Origin of the sequence: Aquimarina celericrescens (genome assembly GCF_042682765.1) — a bacterium.
Lineage (GTDB): Bacteria > Bacteroidota > Bacteroidia > Flavobacteriales > Flavobacteriaceae > Aquimarina > Aquimarina celericrescens.
In genome coordinates this window covers 45709-62577 of sequence record NZ_JBHUHY010000033.1, presented here as the reverse complement: position 1 = coordinate 62577, position 16869 = coordinate 45709, and the positions used below count along the sequence as shown (strand labels likewise).

Sequence of the window (16869 nt, the reverse complement as noted above, 5' to 3'; positions counted from 1 at the left end):
AACTTTTGTGATTGAAACCTCTTTTTACCATTGGATCATCTGAAAACCACATAGCTTTTAGAAAAAGCCCTTAATGCAATGATAGAAGAAGCAATTTAGCCTGAAATTTGGGTTGATTGTAAGTAAACTCTAAAAAATTGAAAAGAAAAAATTGTAATGGTTCAGGGTTTAGAAACCAATTACCTATTACCTAATATTCCTACATTTTATTATAAATATGGACATTTTTATAGATTAAATACAATATTTTAAGATAAAATGTATTATATTGAAAAAAATTTGTTTCAATTACGAATCTTAAAACCAAAAAACTAACCCAAAATTAACACTATGGCCCCAAACATGAATGTGCAAATAATTGAAAAAGAGCAAATTAAATTCTTAAAATTTCCTAAGGAAGATGTACTTAACAGAAGAAAGGATCAAATTGATAGATTCTTAGAGCTACAAAGAGCACTGTCCCTTGGAAATCTCGAACGTCAAAAAGTAAGAATTGTTTTTGTAGATGACAGCGGATTCAAAAAAGTAGAAACTACAATTTGGGGAATCACAGATAAAGAAGTTATATTAAAACAATCTACGATCATACCTCTAGAACGTATTATTAGTATTTCATAATACTAATAATACATATTTCTTAATCTAGACAATATTAGAAGACATGTTTAAATTAAATATGTCTTTATTCTTATTGATCCCAATTTAATTTTATAGAATGATGGATATTCATTTTAGTGTACACTAATTTTTGTTCGTTAAGACAAATAGTTTATACAAGTTAAAAATTAGAATTTATACCAAATTAGTTTGTAGTCTCGATGATTGTTGTTTGTTTCTTAATTGGTTTTCGTTAAAGAAACCTACAAATATACTTCTCTAAAAATACTCTCCATACCCTATAAAAGGTAACGAATTACTTAACATCGATGGAATCACCAAAAATAACTATGATCTTAGGGTTGTAGATATTCTAGCTCAAATTGTATTCCAGTCGGCTCCGATCTCAGAAATAGATATTTCAGATCTCAACAAAGGAATGTACATTTTGTTGATTAATAATAAACCCATCAGTAAATTCATCAAAAAATAGATCTACAAAAAATAACCTTTCTAAATTTACTAACTTATTAAAACGGTAGGCATTGATATTTTTACAGAATCAAAGTAAGTTTTAATTTTCCTTTTATAGATTTTTGAATATCTTTAGAAACCAAAAAAATCATAGCTTGAAAAACAAATTATCTACGTTTATCTTTTTATTGCTGCCTTTGTTGATCTTTTCCCAGGAAAAAGGTAAAATTATTCCAGAATATGGAGAAACGTATGAAGTCGTAAGTCCAGATTTTAAAACAGACATTCAAAATGAGTTAAAAGTCGTTTTTGATGTCGGTAGAACATTTAAGGACAGTACAAAAGTAAATCCGCTTTTTAATACCGCTGCTCGATACTTTAATATGCATGTAGATGCAGGAGTTGCATTTGAGAACCTTCAAGTAGCTTTGGTAGTGCATGGTTCTGCTGCAAATGATATTCTAAATAACAAAAAGTACAAAGCAAAATACGGTATGGATAACCCCAATACAGGTCTTATTTCTGCATTATCAAAAAAAGGGGTACAAATAATTCTTTGCGGTCAAACAGCTGCCCATAGAAACATTTCGAAAGAAGATACACTCCCAGAAATAAAGTTCGCGCTATCTGCTATGACGGCTCTAGTACAATTACAAAACGAAAATTATCGACTTATCAATTTTTAATATAATGAATACGAAAACACAATCAATCTTATTTGTCCTTTTATTTACTTTTTGCGCTATCCAGGCTCAAGAAATTGATCCCAAGATTAATGCTATGGCAGATAAGTTAGAAGGAAAAGTAATAGAATGGAGAAGAGATTTCCATCAGAATCCAGAACTTTCAAACAGAGAATTCGAGACATCAAAAAAAATAGCAAAACACTTAAAGGGTTTAGGGTTAGAGGTAACCGAAAATGTTGCAAAAACAGGTGTTGTAGGCGTTCTTAAAGGAGACAAACCAGGGAAGACGGTAGCGCTTAGGGCAGATATAGACGCCCTACCCGTAACAGAAAGAGCCGATGTGCCTTTTAAATCAACCGTAAAAGCGACATTTCTCGATACCGAAGTTGGTGTAAGCCACGCTTGTGGTCATGACACTCATACTGCAATTCTTATGGGGGTAGCAGAAATATTAACAAAGCACAAAGATAAAATCAACGGTACGGTTAAGTTTATCTTTCAACCTGCAGAAGAAGGACCACCACCAGGAGAAGAAGGTGGTGCAAAATTAATGATTAAAGAAGGTGTTTTAAAAAATCCTGATGTAGATGCTATTTTCGGTTTACATATCAACTCGGGTACCGAAGTAGGAAAAATACGTTATAAACCCGGTGGTACTATGGCAGCTGTAGAACGCTTTGTTATCAATGTAAAAGGAAAACAAACCCATGGTTCTGCTCCATGGACTGGTGTAGATCCTATCCTCATTTCAGCGAAAATTATAGATGGTCTGCAAACAATCATAAGTAGAGAATCGCCATTAGTTAATGAAGCAGCAGTGATTACAGTAGGTAAAATTACAAGTGGTGTGCGATTTAATATTATACCAGAAAGTGCAGAAATGATTGGTACAGTAAGAACTTTGGATCCAAAAATGAGAGAACTTATTATTCGTAGAATGACCGAGATGGTTCCATCTATTGCTAAAACCTATGGTGGAGAAGCAACTATTGATTTTCAGAACAACACTTCGATCACCTATAATGATCCCGATTTGGTAAAAAAAATGTTGCCAACTATACAAGGAATCGCAGGTAAAGAAAATGTTATTTTATCGAAGGCAACAACCGGTGGTGAAGATTTCTCATATTTTCAGGAAGTTGTACCCGGATTTTATTTCTTTCTAGGAGGTAAATCGCCTGGCTCAGAAAAAGCAGCTCCTCATCATACTCCTGATTTTTATATTGATGAAAGCGGACTGAAACTTGGAGTTAAAATAATGTCGCAGCTAACTTTGGATTATCTTAATGCCCAATAGATAACAAAATATTAATGGAAAGTATACTCAATTTTTTGGGATCAATATCTTTGTGGGTATGGATTATCGTAGCCTTACTTTTAATAGCATTACGGGATATTTTCTTTAATAGAAAACATACTATTAGTCATAATTTCCCGGTTGTTGGACATCTAAGATATATGCTAGAAAGTATTGGTCCGGAAATACGACAGTATTTTGTCGCTAATAACAGAGAAGAGCTTCCTTTTAATAGAATCGAAAGAAGCTGGGTATATGCTTCTTCAAAAAATGAGAATAATTATGAAGGATTTGGCACAGATAGAGATATTTATCTGCACCAGCATATTTTTGTAAAAAACTGTATGATCCCTTTTAAAATGGAGAAAGATCATCCTAATAAGTCAGATAAATCTTTTCTTCCATGTGCAAAAGTGATAGGATTATATAACAACCGTAAAAAACCATATCGCCCAGGATCTGTTATTAATGTCTCAGCCATGAGTTTTGGTTCACTTTCTGCTAAAGCAGTAGAATCTTTAAATATCGGTGTTCAAAAAGCTAATGCATTTCATAATACCGGAGAAGGTGGTCTTTCACCCTATCACAGTAATGGTGGTGATGTTATTTTTCATTTTGGAACAGGGTATTTTGGAGTACGTGATGAGTATGGTAATTTTTCTATGCAAAAAATGAAGGAACTGGTACAAAAGAATCCTTTTATCAGGGCTATTGAAATTAAACTATCGCAAGGAGCTAAGCCAGGAAAAGGAGGAGTTCTACCAGGTGCAAAAATTTCTCCCGAAATTGCAAAAATACGAGGTGTAGAAGTAGGTAAAGATGTGCTATCACCATCTGCTCACAAGGCTTTTACCAATGTTCCTGAACTTTTACAGTTTATTGAAAATATTGCTGAGGAAACAGGATTACCAGTGGGTATCAAAGCAGCAATAGGTAAAACCGAACAGTGGGAACTGCTTGCCGAGCTTATGGTCAAAACTAATAACGGACCTGATTTTATCACTATTGATGGTGGTGAAGGAGGAACAGGCGCAGCTCCGCCAAGCTTTGCCGATCATGTTTCGCTTCCCTGGGTTTATGGATTTACAGCCATCTATAAGATATTTCAAAAACATAAACTTACCGATCGGGTGGTTTTTATTGGCAGTGGTAAACTTGGTTTTCCTGCCAAAGCTGCAATGGCTTTTGCTATGGGTGTGGATTGCATTAATGTAGCACGAGAAGCTATGATGAGCATTGGCTGTATTCAGGCGCAAGTATGCCACACCAATCGTTGCCCGAGTGGAGTTGCAACACAAAGCAAGTGGCTACAAAATGGAATTGACATTCCATTGAAATCTGATCGATTGGCTCAATATTTTAAGACGTTTCGCAAAGAATTTATAGAAATTACACATGCTTCTGGATATGAGCATCCGTGTCAATTTACCATGCAAGATGTAGATCTTAATGTAGACGACGGGGAGCTCACCAAAACTTTAGAGGAGTCTTTTAAGTATTCTAAGACCCCAGTAGAATATACTTGTGCAGAAGATTTGAAACAATGTACGTATCTTGGTGGTTCTTACACATCATGAGTTTAATTTAATAATTAGCAATTACAAATGAATATCGAAATAATACCATTAATCATCTCTTTAATTCCGACAACGCTAATCACCATATTAGCCATATTCTTTTTTAAACAACATACAAATAATGAAGAAAGGCGACGCAGGTTTCTTTTGCATCGAGAACATCAAAAGCAAGCATTTCCGTTGCGACTACAAGCCTATGAGCGAATGGCCTTGTTTTTAGAAAGAATTTCTCCCGGTAAATTACTATTCAGAATGGCACCTGTTGGTGAAGATAAGGAAGGTTACGAATCGTTATTAGTTCACACTATAGATCAAGAATTCGAGCATAATCTTACACAACAAATTTACGTTTCAGACGAATGCTGGAATACCATTATAGCTGCAAAAAATGCAACCATTGCCATGATTAGAAAAACTGCTTTAAAGGAAGAAGTAGACTCTGCAGACAAAATGAGAGAAGTTATTCTAACACAACTTGTAGAAAAAGGCGCTCCCGGCGCTGCTGCTCTTTTGAAAATAAAAGAAGAAGTAGGTGATTTGTTTTAATGAATCAATGTAAAATTATCGCTCTTACATTAAAAAATACTGACAACCATTGTCATTACTTTTATCATCCTACCCTGCCATATCAATGTCTTTTAACTTATTTTCTTCAGCATGTTTAGCTTTTTCGGCAGCATACTCAAAACCTTGACGCCACCAACTACCCATTAGTTTTTTGTCAAAAATTAATGAGTTTTCGGTAAGTTTTGATGGTGTATAATATAAATTTAGAGGTACATCCTTATTTATTGCTGCCAATTTACCTACAATAGTATCATGTCCCTCGACCTGATCAAGCATATAACTAAATAGACTCACCATTAAAGAGAATGGATTTTTACCTAACACCTTATTATGCTCCATGTTTTCTGATTCCAGGATAATAGCATCTACCTCTGTAGCGCCTCTGCGTATGGCTTCCCGTATGGGTACCATACATCCAAACCCACCATCGGCATACTCACATCCATTTTTGGTGGCGAGGCTCATAAAAGGTACATAATTACAGGATATCCAAATCCAATCACAAAAATCTTCGTATGAAAAATCATTTATAGATTTGTATTCTGTGCGGTTCTTGGTCAAATTAGATACCGTTACCACGACATCTTTTGCTTTTTTTCGAATCAAACGAAACTCTGGTTCAGACAAATTTCTTCTAATGGCACGTCTTAAGTTCTTACTTTCTCCAAAGGTACGTTTCAACTTGATAAACTGCCACAGGGAAGCCAAAAAGTTAATAGATACAAACTCACGATTTCCCTTTTTACGAACCCTGAAAGGATTTACGTTAAATATGGTATGCTGATTAACATTTGTATAGATATCATACATCTTGCTAATATTACCTAAAGCTAGTTGTGGAATTAAGAGGCTCCCGGTCGAAGTTCCCAGAAAAAGGTCATACTTTTTACCTTGTTCTTCTATTAAGTATTGAGCAACACCTCCTGCATAAGCACCTTTACTGCCGCCTCCGGAAATTACCAATGCACGCATATTATTTTATTATGGGGTTAATTTTTTAAGAATAAACTTTTGTTGATTCTTTGGTAATTCATCCTTTAAAACTACATATTTCTTTTTATATTTTTCATCTTTCAATAATTTATCAAGGATTTTTCTGCAAGCATTTCTAAAACGCCAATTATGATGAGTTGCCCCGTCAATCAAATGAACCAAAGATTGATCAGAAAACGCCTGTAGACTTTCAAGATAAGAAAAAGCATTCTCGCGAGTACTAAAATGATATTTTGGAGCTGTATAGCCCGATAGCTCATTGTAGAATTTTTGGTGATTATCAATTTGATAATCTTGTGTGCTCAAAGCCAGAACCAACCATAGCACCCTTACATTCTTATCACTAAACCCTACGATATCTTTTGTAGTTTCAAGATATTCTTCCCTTTTTTCAGGAAAATTAGCCCACAAATGATATAAAGCTGGCTCTATAGTTGCATACGAAGCGTCCTTTAATAACGATTCATATTGCTCTTGTAAATCTTTGGGTATGGTACTTAAGGTACTAGCAATAGCCTGACGAACAAAGATATTATTCGTTTCAAAAGCCTTGTCATATAAAGCGATTACTTCTGGAGTCGTTTTTCCACTTAATTGATACACAACTTCCTGACCGATATAATCATTGACCGGAAAATTTAATGCTTTCGCCAAAGTACTCCATTTTCCTGCTATGGGTTGGGTACGTTCTTGCGCCAAACTCAGATAGTCTTTAATAAATGTAGACTTGGTAAGTAAATCTAATGCTTCTTGTGAAGGAAACTTTATATTCTCTAGCCAAAGTTTTTTAAACTCTGTAAGGTTTTTACCACTTACCTCCTCTGCCACTCCGATAAAATCATCAGTAGTTACATTTTGGAACTTATACTTTTCTAGATAATTATGAATAGTGATTTTAAAACTGGTCTCTCCTAGTAAATCTCTTAATGCATAAAGTGCCCAGGCACCCCGCTGGTAAAAAGTTAGAGAACTTGCTTTTGGATCCAGTAACGAAGTAGCATTTTGCGTCTTTGAAAGCTCGGTAAGCTGCTCTGCACTCTCATAAAGTTTATACAGGAAATACTCTTCACCAAAAATTTCCTTTTCGACAAGCAAAGCGTAATATGTTGCAAAGCCTTCTTGCAACCAATGATGGGTTCCTTCAGTTGCTGTTACTAGGTCTCCAAACCATTGATGTGCTAATTCATGAGCATTTACATTGATATAGTTGCGATCCAAAAAAGCGGTTTCGTCTACCACAAAGGCATCAGAAAAAATGGTTGTTCCTGTATTTTCCATGCCCGCGTATAAAAAATCTTTTACCGGCACTTGTTTGTAATTCTGCCAGGGAAAAGGAAAGCCTATTTCTTTCTCTAAAAAATCAAACATGCGTTTGCTATGTCGATAGGTAGACTCAAATTTATCTTTCTCCTCGGGATAAAAATACATCTCTAACGGGATCCCACTTGAAGAAGTTTCTACGACTTTATCATATTTACCAATAGCCATCGCAACCAGATAGCTGCTCATAGGATGTTTCATATCATATTCCCAACGTTGTATAGAATCGTTAACCGATTCAGTTTTAAGAAGTTTTCCGTTGGTAATCACTTCGTAACCCTTACGGTAATCAATCGTAAGGTCAAACTCGACTTTCTCATTCATATCGTCAAAACTGGGTAACCAGTTCGACGTATATTTTCCTTGCCCTTGTGTCCAAATCTGATGGTTATCCTGGTAATCTTTTACAAAATATAATGCCTTATTAGGTGTCGTGCTATATCTAATATTGATACTATGATTGCTATTTGCTTTGAAAGAAGACTTGATTATTAATTTTTTTTCATCGTATTCAAAATTAGCTTTATTCCCATCTAGCAATACTCTTTCAATCTTCATTTTTTGAGCATCGATATAGACAAATTTTACATCCTGTAAAATTTCAAAAGTATACTTTACTTCCCCTTCTACCTCTCTTTCCTTTGCATTAATATTAACGTCTACTTGTCCTTTCAAGAAGTCGACACTTTCAGTTTGCTGGGCTATACTTCCGAAGGAAATAAAAAACAAAAACACATATAAAATAACTCGCATAGTCTGGTTCAATCAAATGTTCTGCCAAAATAACGAATTTAGGTTACTAATGTGGCAAGTTTTGTTTGGAACCCGGTTGAACTATTTTCTAATTAATGCTATATTCGTCTCAATGAATCCTAATATTTTACAGACACCAATCGATTATCTTAAGGGCGTTGGACCTGCACGAGCTGATTTGTTACGGTCGGAGTTAGGAATTCACACCTATCAGGATCTAGTAAATCTCTTTCCGAACAGATACCTGGATAAGACACAATATTATAAAATCAATCAATTACAACGCACCTCTGCCGAGGTTCAGATTATTGGTAAGGTTATTAATATCAAGACTGTAGAGCAAAAACGAGGAAAACGACTAGTTGCAAAATTCATCGATGACACCGGAGAAATGGAATTGGTTTGGTTTAGAGGACATAAGTGGATACGCGAAAACCTAAAGCTCAATACACCTTATGTCATCTTCGGAAAAACCAAATACTACAATGGGTTTAGCATGCCACATCCCGAGATGGAATTGCTTGAAGAGCACGAAAAAAATCTACGAACTGCCATGCAACCTATATATCCATCTACAGAGAAACTCTCTAACAAAGGGATTACAAATCGAGTGGTAATGAAAATGATGCAGCAATTGTTTATTGAAACCAAAGTTCGTTTTTACGATACCCTTTCCAAAGATATTCTTTCAGCACTAAAACTAATCTCAAAAAGTGAAGCTGTATTTAATATTCATTTTCCTAAAAGCCAGGAGTTACTAGCCAAATCACAGTATAGACTTAAATTTGAAGAGCTTTTTTATATTCAGCTACAATTAATCACCAAAAAACTGATTAGAAAACAAAAGATCAAAGGATTTCCTTTTACTGAAGTTGGTGAACATTTCAATAATTTTTATAAAAACCACTTACCTTTTGATCTCACCAACGCACAAAAGCGAGTGATCAAAGAAATCAGAAATGATATTGGCAGTAGTGCACAAATGAACAGATTATTGCAAGGAGACGTTGGTTCGGGAAAGACAATTGTGGGATTAATGACTATGCTTTTGGCAATCGATAATGGTTTTCAGGCATGTCTGATGGCCCCAACTGCTATTCTAGCTAATCAGCACTATCAGGGTATCACAGAGTTAACCAAAGACCTGAATGTCAATGTCAAATTACTCATGGGTAGTACTACCACAAAAGAAAGACGGCAAATTCATGAAGAACTCGAAGAGGGATCTCTACACATTTTGATTGGTACTCATGCCCTACTTGAAGATAAAGTGCAATTTAAAAATCTTGGACTAGCAATAATCGATGAGCAGCATCGCTTTGGTGTGGCTCAACGATCCAAACTGTGGCATAAAAATACGTATCCGCCGCATATTTTGGTGATGACAGCGACCCCAATCCCAAGAACACTGGCTATGAGTTTGTATGGAGATCTTGATATCTCTATTATTGATGAGTTGCCACCAGGTCGAAAAGCAATTAAAACAGTACATCGTTATGACAGTAACCGATTGAATGTATTTAAATTTATTTCAGATGAAATCAAAAAAGGGAGACAGATTTATATCGTATATCCTTTGATCCAAGAATCTGAAGCTATGGATTACAAAGATTTGATGGATGGGTATGAAAGTATTGCGCGTTCCTTTCCTGCTCCCGAGTATCAAATATCTATTGTGCACGGCAAAATGAAACCCGCCGATAAAGATTATGAGATGGAACGCTTTGTAAAAGGTGAAACACAAATCATGGTTGCCACTACAGTTATCGAAGTTGGAGTGAATGTACCAAATGCCAGTGTAATGATTATTGAAAGTGCAGAGCGTTTTGGGCTCTCACAATTACATCAGCTTCGTGGACGCGTTGGGAGAGGTGCTGAGCAGAGTTATTGTATCCTTATGACCAGTCATAAACTCTCTTCAGACAGTAAAACGAGATTAGAAACTATGGTGCGCACCAACGATGGTTTTGATATTGCTGAAGTCGATTTGAAATTACGGGGCCCGGGAGATATTATGGGAACCCAACAAAGTGGAGTTTTAAACCTAAAAATAGCCGATATTGTAAGAGATAATGATATCTTGAAAACAGCGCGATATTATGCTATAAAAATTTTGAATGAAGACCCATCTCTTTCTTCAGAAAAGAATAAAGTCTTACTTTACACCTATCAACAAATGGCAAAACATAAGAATATCTGGAATTATATTAGTTAGCTGATCATAAATATTAAGGATGTTCGTTACTATACTTAACAGATTAAAAAAATAAATAAAAAACAGATGAAATATACATTAATTATTAGTTTCATTCTTCTAATTAGCTCAAACCTTACTTTTGGACAACATCTTAAGGAGCAGGAATGGGCAAAACTTTCTAAATATATAGCATCCGATGATATAAAAGGATTTGAAGATTATCTTTCAGAAAAAGATTTTAATAAAGCCGAGGAAACCAATCCTAATTATACATTCTACAACTGGAAACAAATAGAACCTTTTTATTATGGGGTACGAGTGAACAAGGCGTCGAAACAGGTGACTTATATGACCAATGATCAAAATTATGTTTTAAAAATGCTATCCAAATTTATGTCAGAGTATACTTTGATCACCTCTGATAAACAAGGAACAAAATCAACTACTCATATTTTTCAATCTCCAGGTAATACTATAGCGGTAAAATTAGATACGTCTACAGACTCTGGCACGCATTTATTATTTGCAGTAACTAAGTCTTGAAGCGTTATTAGAATTAATCTCTAGTGTTTTCAACAATCATGATCATCTAGATCAGCTTGTCAAAATCAAAAAAGCAGTTGCCATTTTTAAGTAATCCTAGCTAAAACTATGAACGATAAAATTCTTGAAACAGATAGATTAACATTAGAAAAAGCAATAACAGAGGACTCAAAATTCTTTTTTGAATTATTGAACAGTCCTAATTGGATTGAATTTATTGGAGATAGAGGAATTAAAACCAATAATCAAGCTATCGAATATATTGAAAGCTTAATCAATTCATATAAAAATAATGGATATGGTTTGTACAAAGTATCTTTAAAAAATACTCAAACACCAATTGGTATCTGTGGATTTGTTAAACGTGATTATTTAGAAAATGCTGATATAGGATTTGCTATCTTACCTAAGTATGAAGGTAAGGGATATACAGAGGAAGCGGCCAAAGCAGTTATGAAATACGGTGAATCTAAGTTAAAACTAAGTCCAATTTATGCAGTAACGACTCAAGAGAATCATAAATCCCGTAATCTTTTAAATAAAATCGGACTTTTAGAAATTGGGAAAATTAAACCTAATGGTAGCAATACAGAGTTCTTATTATTCTCAAATTAGAGAAAGATTTAGCAACACAAAACTATATGTAAGGATTAATTTTATATCCTTCTGAGGGCATAAATCAACTCATCTTCATACTCCCCGAATTTGTACAAGGTCTTTTCAAACTTTGCTTCCAATACGAAGCCTGTTTTTTCTAATACTTTTTGAGATGCCAAATTACTACCAAAGGATCTGGCAAATATTCTATCGATCTCTAAAAGATTGGCAAACCCATATTCTATAATCTGCTGAATAGCTTTAGACATAATTCCCTTACCCCAAAACGGTTCTGCAAGCCAATAACCAAGTTCTGCATTTTTGCACTGGATATCAGATTGAGGATGTAATCCTATTCCGCCACAAGCCACGTTATCTAAGATAATAGCAAATATATGATCTGTAGAATTATCAGAAGCGAAACTTAAAAAATTTCTACCATCTTCTTTGGTGTAGGGATAGGGAAACTTGTTAGATAAGTTTCTAGCTATCTTATAGTTATTGGCATATTTTACTAAATCATCAAGATCATCTAATTCCCAAGGTCTCAATAAAGGTTGCATTACAATACTATTAGAGTCAATTAATACTTTACTATAAATGTAATTCTAATCACAAAAGATGACTAAAAAAATAAAATTCTTCGATTAATTTAAACCAATAACATAAAATTCTATACAAACCGACCGATTTATTTTTTTTGAAGGAGCTATACACGTTTATGTTATTAAAACAAAAACCTCTATTTTCATAGAGGTTTTCAATATCTGATACTCAAAAACTACTTGATAAAGATCTTTTCAGAAAAACTTCTTTGTCCGTCAAAAATTTTGATAAAATATAGTCCTGCGGTTAGTCCATCCAATTCTACTCTATTTCCATAAGTCGTTCCCGATCTCACTAGACGGCCTAGTGAATTGGTAAGTGTGAAATTCACTTCTCGATGATCTCGCATGTCGAATTGAATATAATTTGTCGCCGGATTAGGGTATATTTTTGCAGAAAACACTTTATCCTCTTGTCCTAATTCTCCATCGATCTTTACAGTAGAGAATCCTTTTGCTCTTGTTGCCGAAGAACCAATAGTTACATTATAATCTTCTACTTCTCCATAGCCAAAAGTTTCACAGGCAGTCGGAGCTCCGTTCCATTTCAAAGAGACTCTCATTCTCGTAGTACCAGATACTGCAGACGATGGCACTGTGAAGTTATATGATAAATTACCAGAATTTGAGGTAGAACCGGTAACTACTTTCTCTGAAGACTCGAAAATGCCATTTCTATTAAAATCAATCCATACTCCCCAATGCTCTGTATAGGATGCGCTCGCAAATCCAACACTTAAAACTATAGTATTGGATCCATAGGAAAGATTTCCTGTTTGTGAAGTAAAATCTCCATATCCTCCATCACGCCCTGTTGTATTAGAGATGCCCCCAATACCAACAAAATCTATAAACTCATAAGTTACAGTATTTCCTGTTGAAGAACAATAGGTACGTACAATATCCTGCGTCGTAATATTTACCGGATCACTTAAACCGGACATATTTCCTGAGGCATCGTATGCATTTATGGTAAACATATAGCGTGTACCCGGAGTCAAGCCAGAAACATCATAATTGGTTTCTGAAGTTGCTACTAAGAAAGTACCATCCTGATAAACATTATATCCCGTAATGCCTACATTATCGGTTGATCCATTCCAGGAAAGGTTTAGATTATTATCCCCAATATTGGACCCAACTACATTTGTTGGTATGGAAGGAGCCTCAGTATCCATGGTATTTCCTCCTCCGTTAAAGATGTGATTTCCCAAGTTTTCAAAGGTGTTTTGAGGGTAAGAATCCCATTCTAATACTTGATAACTTGTAGAAGGTGATGATATATCTGCTTTTCGTCTTAGAGTAATATCCTTGGCAAAATTCGAGGATCCCCCATTAAATGTCCCTATGACATCTATTAAAACATTATTTTTAAATAACCCAACAGGATCATTTCCATTAAAACTCATTGCTGATGCTCCCGAAATCAAGTTGGCATTATTTGTAATAGTAGTCACTGCAGAACTATTTGCTATTATGTAAACGTCATTATTAGCTATGGTTCCCGAAAGATTAAGTCCACTTGACCAGGCACCGGATCCATTAGTTTGTCTTTTCAAAGAATACTCCGAAAGATTTATAGACCCACCCGTAAAATTTGCTATTTCTAGTGCCTTATTATTTGATGATCCTTCAACGTATTCAGAAAAGAACAACTCTGTTGCTAATCCTACAGATGTACTATCTTGAGTAGTTACACTAAGAGCTTCACTAGCTTCAGACAGATTTCCCGAAGCATCTTTCGCTTTTACAAAAAAGGAGTATGTTGTGTTTGCAATTAATCCCAAAACAGTAAAACTTGTTGTTGTAGAAGATCCAATAGAAGCTCCTTCCAAATAAATATCATACGCTGTTACTCCTACATTATCAGTTGAAGCATTCCAAGATAATGTCGCTGAAGTTTCTGTTGTATTGCTAGCGGTAAGATTCATTGGTATAGTTGGTGACATGGTATCCCCACCTCCCACTGTACCATCAAACCTATCTTCTGCTTGAGGTCCTCCCCATATTTGTGTTGCAAATGCAGGGTTATCTATAAATGGATTGCGATTACCTTGAATATTTTCCAGTAAAGGATTACGCTGTAATTCTAGTTGTGAAACTGGATCTTCTGCATTCCACTCCAAAAATAACTGAAGCATATTGGGATCACTGACTGTTGTAACTCCTACACCTACATTTTTAGGCAAAGTTCTGTTTCCGTAACGGATATACATATACATCATCATACGCGCCACATCTCCTTTCCATTCATCACCCGGATACCAATGTCCTTGGGCGGTAGGCCCAGAATTACCTGATCCATCAGCAAATTTCCTGCTTCCGCGTGAAGAATTACGTTGCACGTCTGCAGGCCTGAGGTGATGAGCATCTGCTCCCGGACCTTCAGTTCCCAGATTTGGACTTCCTAATGATTTAGGATAAACATGTTCTCTGTTCCAATCGGTTGCTCCTCCTCCATTATTATTTATTCCTCTAGTTCTATCTGTTGTTGAATTACCATCGGTATCATTATATCCATACACCAAGATTACTTTCGAACCATCTGTTAGATCCAAATCTGTTTGCTTAAGTGCCTCCCAAACTCCTGGGGTGTAAGAAAGAAATGTTGCGTGAGTATTCGTCACTTTAGCCCCTAATTCATTTTGTAAAGCTTGACCAGTCAAATTTAGATTAATATCGTTGTAATATGCAGGAATCTGGCTGTATAAGGAAACAGAAATGAGAACTAATAAAAGTGCTATTTTTTTCATTGTGTAACGTGAATTAGTTTATTGTTTTTTTTGATTGTTATTCATTAAACCGAGCCGAAGCTAAAATTATTTTATTGAATTTTCTAATGCGAATTGTTACGAAATGGTTATCTAGTATGTTGATAATCTATTATTTACAAAAAATATAATTATAAAAATCTGATTTTTAGATATTTAAAAAATATAATATATGTTAACAAGTTATTTCTTACAAAACTAGCAGAATTGTATTTCAGGCTGAATAGACTATGTTTCCTATTGGTTCTGGATCATTTTCAATAATACCTCACTTATTTTGCGGTTTTTAAGTAACTGTATTCCAATATTTTAAATTAAATTTAAGAGCTAACTTAAATATATTACACAAAATGAAAAAGATCTTAAATCTAACCCATGTTAAAAGACTTAGTAAAGAACAACAGCAAGAAATTACCGGAGCTAACTTTAACAGGCCTTACTGTGGACCTCCAGGTCAATGCTGTGTGAATTTACCTAATGGAGGAAGATTCTGTGATTACGGATATTGCTTATCCAACGGTTGCATGTGGGCATAATAAAAAAGGGGCTGTCTAAAAAGGATAAGAAAACGTCATTACGATCCGCCTTTGGACGGAGAAGTAATCTGTTTATCAGTAACTTAAATTTAACAGATTCCTTCGCTTCTCTCGAAATGACGACTTTCTAGACAGCCTCTTTTTTATTTAGAAAGAAGCTTAAAGGATTGCGTGGCGATCTCTAGCTCCTCGTTAGTGGGGATCACCAATACCTTCACTTTTGATGAAGGTGAGCTAATATCTCTTTCTTCTTTTGAGCGAATCTCATTTTTTTCTTGGTCTATGTCAATACCCAAAAAATCTAAATCTTTACAAACCAAACTTCTGATCGTATCAGAGTTCTCTCCTATTCCCGCCGTAAAAACTATTGCATCAAGACCATTTAGAATAGCAGCATAGGCTCCAACAAATTTTTTGATGCGGTATGCATTCATTTTCAAGGCTAATCTACAATTTTCATCTCCTTTTTCAGCTTCAGATTCTATATCTCGCAAATCACTATATCCAGTAAGACCCAGCATTCCGCTTTCTTTCTGCAACAGCGTATTTACTTCATTTATTGAATATCCCAGAGAATTAACCATGTAAAAAATAATTGCAGGATCAATATCACCAGAGCGTGTTCCCATAATAAGACCATTCATAGGTGCAAATCCTAAGGTATGATCAATACTTTGTCCGTCTTTTACTGCGGTCATGCTGCAGCCATTACCCAAATGAATAGTTATGATTTTGGTACTATCTTTTCCTAGATATTTAATTGCCTTCTCTGATACATATTTATGACTAGTCCCATGAAAACCATAAAGTCTAATATTATTTTCATCTAAAAACCTATTCGGGATAGCATACTTGTAGGCCTCAATAGGTATAGTTTGATGAAAAGCAGTATCAAAGACAGCCACTTGTTTAGCAGTTGGAAAAATCTCTTCTGCAACCAAAATACCTTCAAGATTTGCTGGGTTATGTAAGGGTGCCAATGCAGAAAGCTTTTCTATTTTTTGTTTCACTTCTCCAGTAATCTCTACTGTTTCGGCAAACGTGCTTCCTCCATGTACAACCCGATGCCCAGCGACATGAATTTCTGAGGCTGATTGTATCACTCCCAAATCTGAATCCATTAAGTATTTCGCAATCAACTCTAGCCCTTCTTTATGATTCTGAATAGGAGCTATCTTTTCAATTTTTTCTTTATTTGTTTTGTAACTTATTCTTGCATTATCCAAGCCAATTCTTTCTACTATACCAGAGCAAATAACTTTAGCTTCGGGCATTTTGAACAATTGAAATTTTATTGAAGAGCTTCCTGAATTTAATACTAATATTTGCATAGTTTTTAAAGAATCTAGGTTCTAC

General features: G+C 35.0%; 15 protein-coding genes. 10 read left to right on the top strand and 5 right to left on the bottom strand.

All coding sequences use genetic code 11. From position 1 onward, the window contains the following. The first annotated feature begins 330 nt into the window (after positions 1-330). The 6 genes from ACFSJT_RS19155 (at position 331) to ACFSJT_RS19130 (ending at position 5177) form a co-directional block, all read left to right on the top strand. A complete protein-coding gene (locus tag ACFSJT_RS19155) occupies positions 331-618 on the top strand; it encodes a hypothetical protein (protein ID WP_378321951.1) in 288 nt (95 codons plus the stop codon). Positions 619-898: 280 nt separating this feature from the next. Next, positions 899-1090 carry a T9SS type A sorting domain-containing protein gene (locus ACFSJT_RS19150; protein ID WP_378322043.1) on the top strand — a complete coding sequence of 64 codons (192 nt, stop codon included), beginning with the start codon at positions 899-901 and terminating at the stop codon, positions 1088-1090. Between the two features lie 136 nt (positions 1091-1226). Continuing rightward, positions 1227-1757, top strand: coding sequence for a DsrE family protein (locus tag ACFSJT_RS19145; RefSeq protein WP_378321950.1), 531 nt, complete (start codon positions 1227-1229; stop codon positions 1755-1757). A 4-nt stretch (positions 1758-1761) separates the two neighbouring features. Continuing rightward, positions 1762-3054 (top strand): amidohydrolase, encoded by a 1293-nt coding sequence (locus tag ACFSJT_RS19140; RefSeq protein WP_378321949.1) that lies wholly within the window; start codon positions 1762-1764, stop codon positions 3052-3054. A gap of 14 nt (positions 3055-3068) precedes the next feature. Next, positions 3069-4631: an FMN-binding glutamate synthase family protein gene (locus ACFSJT_RS19135; RefSeq protein WP_378321948.1), complete on the top strand. Its 1563-nt coding sequence runs from the start codon at positions 3069-3071 to the stop codon at positions 4629-4631. A 27-nt stretch (positions 4632-4658) separates the two neighbouring features. Then, entirely contained in the window at positions 4659-5177 is a 519-nt protein-coding gene (locus ACFSJT_RS19130) for a DUF7935 family protein (protein WP_378321947.1), read from the top strand. Between the two features lie 69 nt (positions 5178-5246). Here the strand turns inward: ACFSJT_RS19130 and ACFSJT_RS19125 are convergent, their stop codons facing one another. Then, on the bottom strand, positions 5247-6170 hold the full coding sequence (locus ACFSJT_RS19125; protein WP_378321946.1) for a patatin-like phospholipase family protein: 924 nt from the start codon (positions 6168-6170) through the stop codon (positions 5247-5249). Positions 6171-6179: 9 nt separating this feature from the next. Next, positions 6180-8264, bottom strand: a complete 2085-nt coding sequence (locus tag ACFSJT_RS19120; RefSeq protein WP_378321945.1) for a M1 family metallopeptidase — start codon at positions 8262-8264, stop codon at positions 6180-6182. 112 nt (positions 8265-8376) lie between these two features. On the opposite strand from ACFSJT_RS19120, the gene recG reads away from it, so the two are divergent. The 3 genes from recG (at position 8377) to ACFSJT_RS19105 (ending at position 11619) form a co-directional block, all read left to right on the top strand. Continuing rightward, positions 8377-10479 carry an ATP-dependent DNA helicase RecG gene (gene recG, locus ACFSJT_RS19115; protein WP_378321944.1) on the top strand — a complete coding sequence of 701 codons (2103 nt, stop codon included), beginning with the start codon at positions 8377-8379 and terminating at the stop codon, positions 10477-10479. Positions 10480-10545: 66 nt separating this feature from the next. Then, the gene (locus ACFSJT_RS19110) at positions 10546-11004 is read left to right on the top strand and encodes a hypothetical protein (RefSeq protein ID WP_378321943.1); all 459 of its coding nucleotides are present in this window, start codon (positions 10546-10548) and stop codon (positions 11002-11004) included. Between the two features lie 108 nt (positions 11005-11112). Beyond that, positions 11113-11619, top strand: coding sequence for a GNAT family N-acetyltransferase (locus ACFSJT_RS19105; protein ID WP_378321942.1), 507 nt, complete (start codon positions 11113-11115; stop codon positions 11617-11619). A 41-nt stretch (positions 11620-11660) separates the two neighbouring features. Here ACFSJT_RS19105 and ACFSJT_RS19100 read toward each other — a convergent pair whose 3' ends face one another. Next, entirely contained in the window at positions 11661-12164 is a 504-nt protein-coding gene (locus ACFSJT_RS19100; RefSeq protein WP_378321941.1) for a GNAT family N-acetyltransferase, read from the bottom strand. A 218-nt stretch (positions 12165-12382) separates the two neighbouring features. Next, a complete protein-coding gene (locus ACFSJT_RS19095; protein ID WP_378321940.1) occupies positions 12383-14959 on the bottom strand; it encodes an endonuclease in 2577 nt (858 codons plus the stop codon). Positions 14960-15327: 368 nt separating this feature from the next. Between ACFSJT_RS19095 and ACFSJT_RS19090 the strand changes: the two genes are divergently transcribed. Beyond that, a complete protein-coding gene (locus ACFSJT_RS19090) occupies positions 15328-15513 on the top strand; it encodes a hypothetical protein (RefSeq protein ID WP_378321939.1) in 186 nt (61 codons plus the stop codon). A gap of 143 nt (positions 15514-15656) precedes the next feature. Here the strand turns inward: ACFSJT_RS19090 and ACFSJT_RS19085 are convergent, their stop codons facing one another. Continuing rightward, positions 15657-16844, bottom strand: a complete 1188-nt coding sequence (locus tag ACFSJT_RS19085) for an acetate/propionate family kinase (RefSeq protein ID WP_378321938.1) — start codon at positions 16842-16844, stop codon at positions 15657-15659. Between the last annotated feature and the right edge of the window lie 25 nt (positions 16845-16869).

Excerpts from the sequence above, each read along its gene's own strand:
- ACFSJT_RS19155 (WP_378321951.1), top strand. The coding sequence starts at position 331 with ATGGCCCCAAACATGAATGTGCAAATAATTGAAAAAGAGCAAATTAAA.
- ACFSJT_RS19140 (WP_378321949.1), top strand. The coding sequence starts at position 1,762 with ATGAATACGAAAACACAATCAATCTTATTTGTCCTTTTATTTACTTTT.
- ACFSJT_RS19135 (WP_378321948.1), top strand. The coding sequence starts at position 3,069 with ATGGAAAGTATACTCAATTTTTTGGGATCAATATCTTTGTGGGTATGG.
- ACFSJT_RS19130 (WP_378321947.1), top strand. The coding sequence starts at position 4,659 with ATGAATATCGAAATAATACCATTAATCATCTCTTTAATTCCGACAACG.
- ACFSJT_RS19125 (WP_378321946.1), bottom strand. The coding sequence starts at position 6,170 with ATGCGTGCATTGGTAATTTCCGGAGGCGGCAGTAAAGGTGCTTATGCA.
- ACFSJT_RS19120 (WP_378321945.1), bottom strand. The coding sequence starts at position 8,264 with ATGCGAGTTATTTTATATGTGTTTTTGTTTTTTATTTCCTTCGGAAGT.
- recG (WP_378321944.1), top strand. The coding sequence starts at position 8,377 with ATGAATCCTAATATTTTACAGACACCAATCGATTATCTTAAGGGCGTT.
- ACFSJT_RS19110 (WP_378321943.1), top strand. The coding sequence starts at position 10,546 with ATGAAATATACATTAATTATTAGTTTCATTCTTCTAATTAGCTCAAAC.
- ACFSJT_RS19105 (WP_378321942.1), top strand. The coding sequence starts at position 11,113 with ATGAACGATAAAATTCTTGAAACAGATAGATTAACATTAGAAAAAGCA.
- ACFSJT_RS19100 (WP_378321941.1), bottom strand. The coding sequence starts at position 12,164 with ATGCAACCTTTATTGAGACCTTGGGAATTAGATGATCTTGATGATTTA.
- ACFSJT_RS19095 (WP_378321940.1), bottom strand. The coding sequence starts at position 14,959 with ATGAAAAAAATAGCACTTTTATTAGTTCTCATTTCTGTTTCCTTATAC.
- ACFSJT_RS19090 (WP_378321939.1), top strand. The coding sequence starts at position 15,328 with ATGAAAAAGATCTTAAATCTAACCCATGTTAAAAGACTTAGTAAAGAA.
- ACFSJT_RS19085 (WP_378321938.1), bottom strand. The coding sequence starts at position 16,844 with ATGCAAATATTAGTATTAAATTCAGGAAGCTCTTCAATAAAATTTCAA.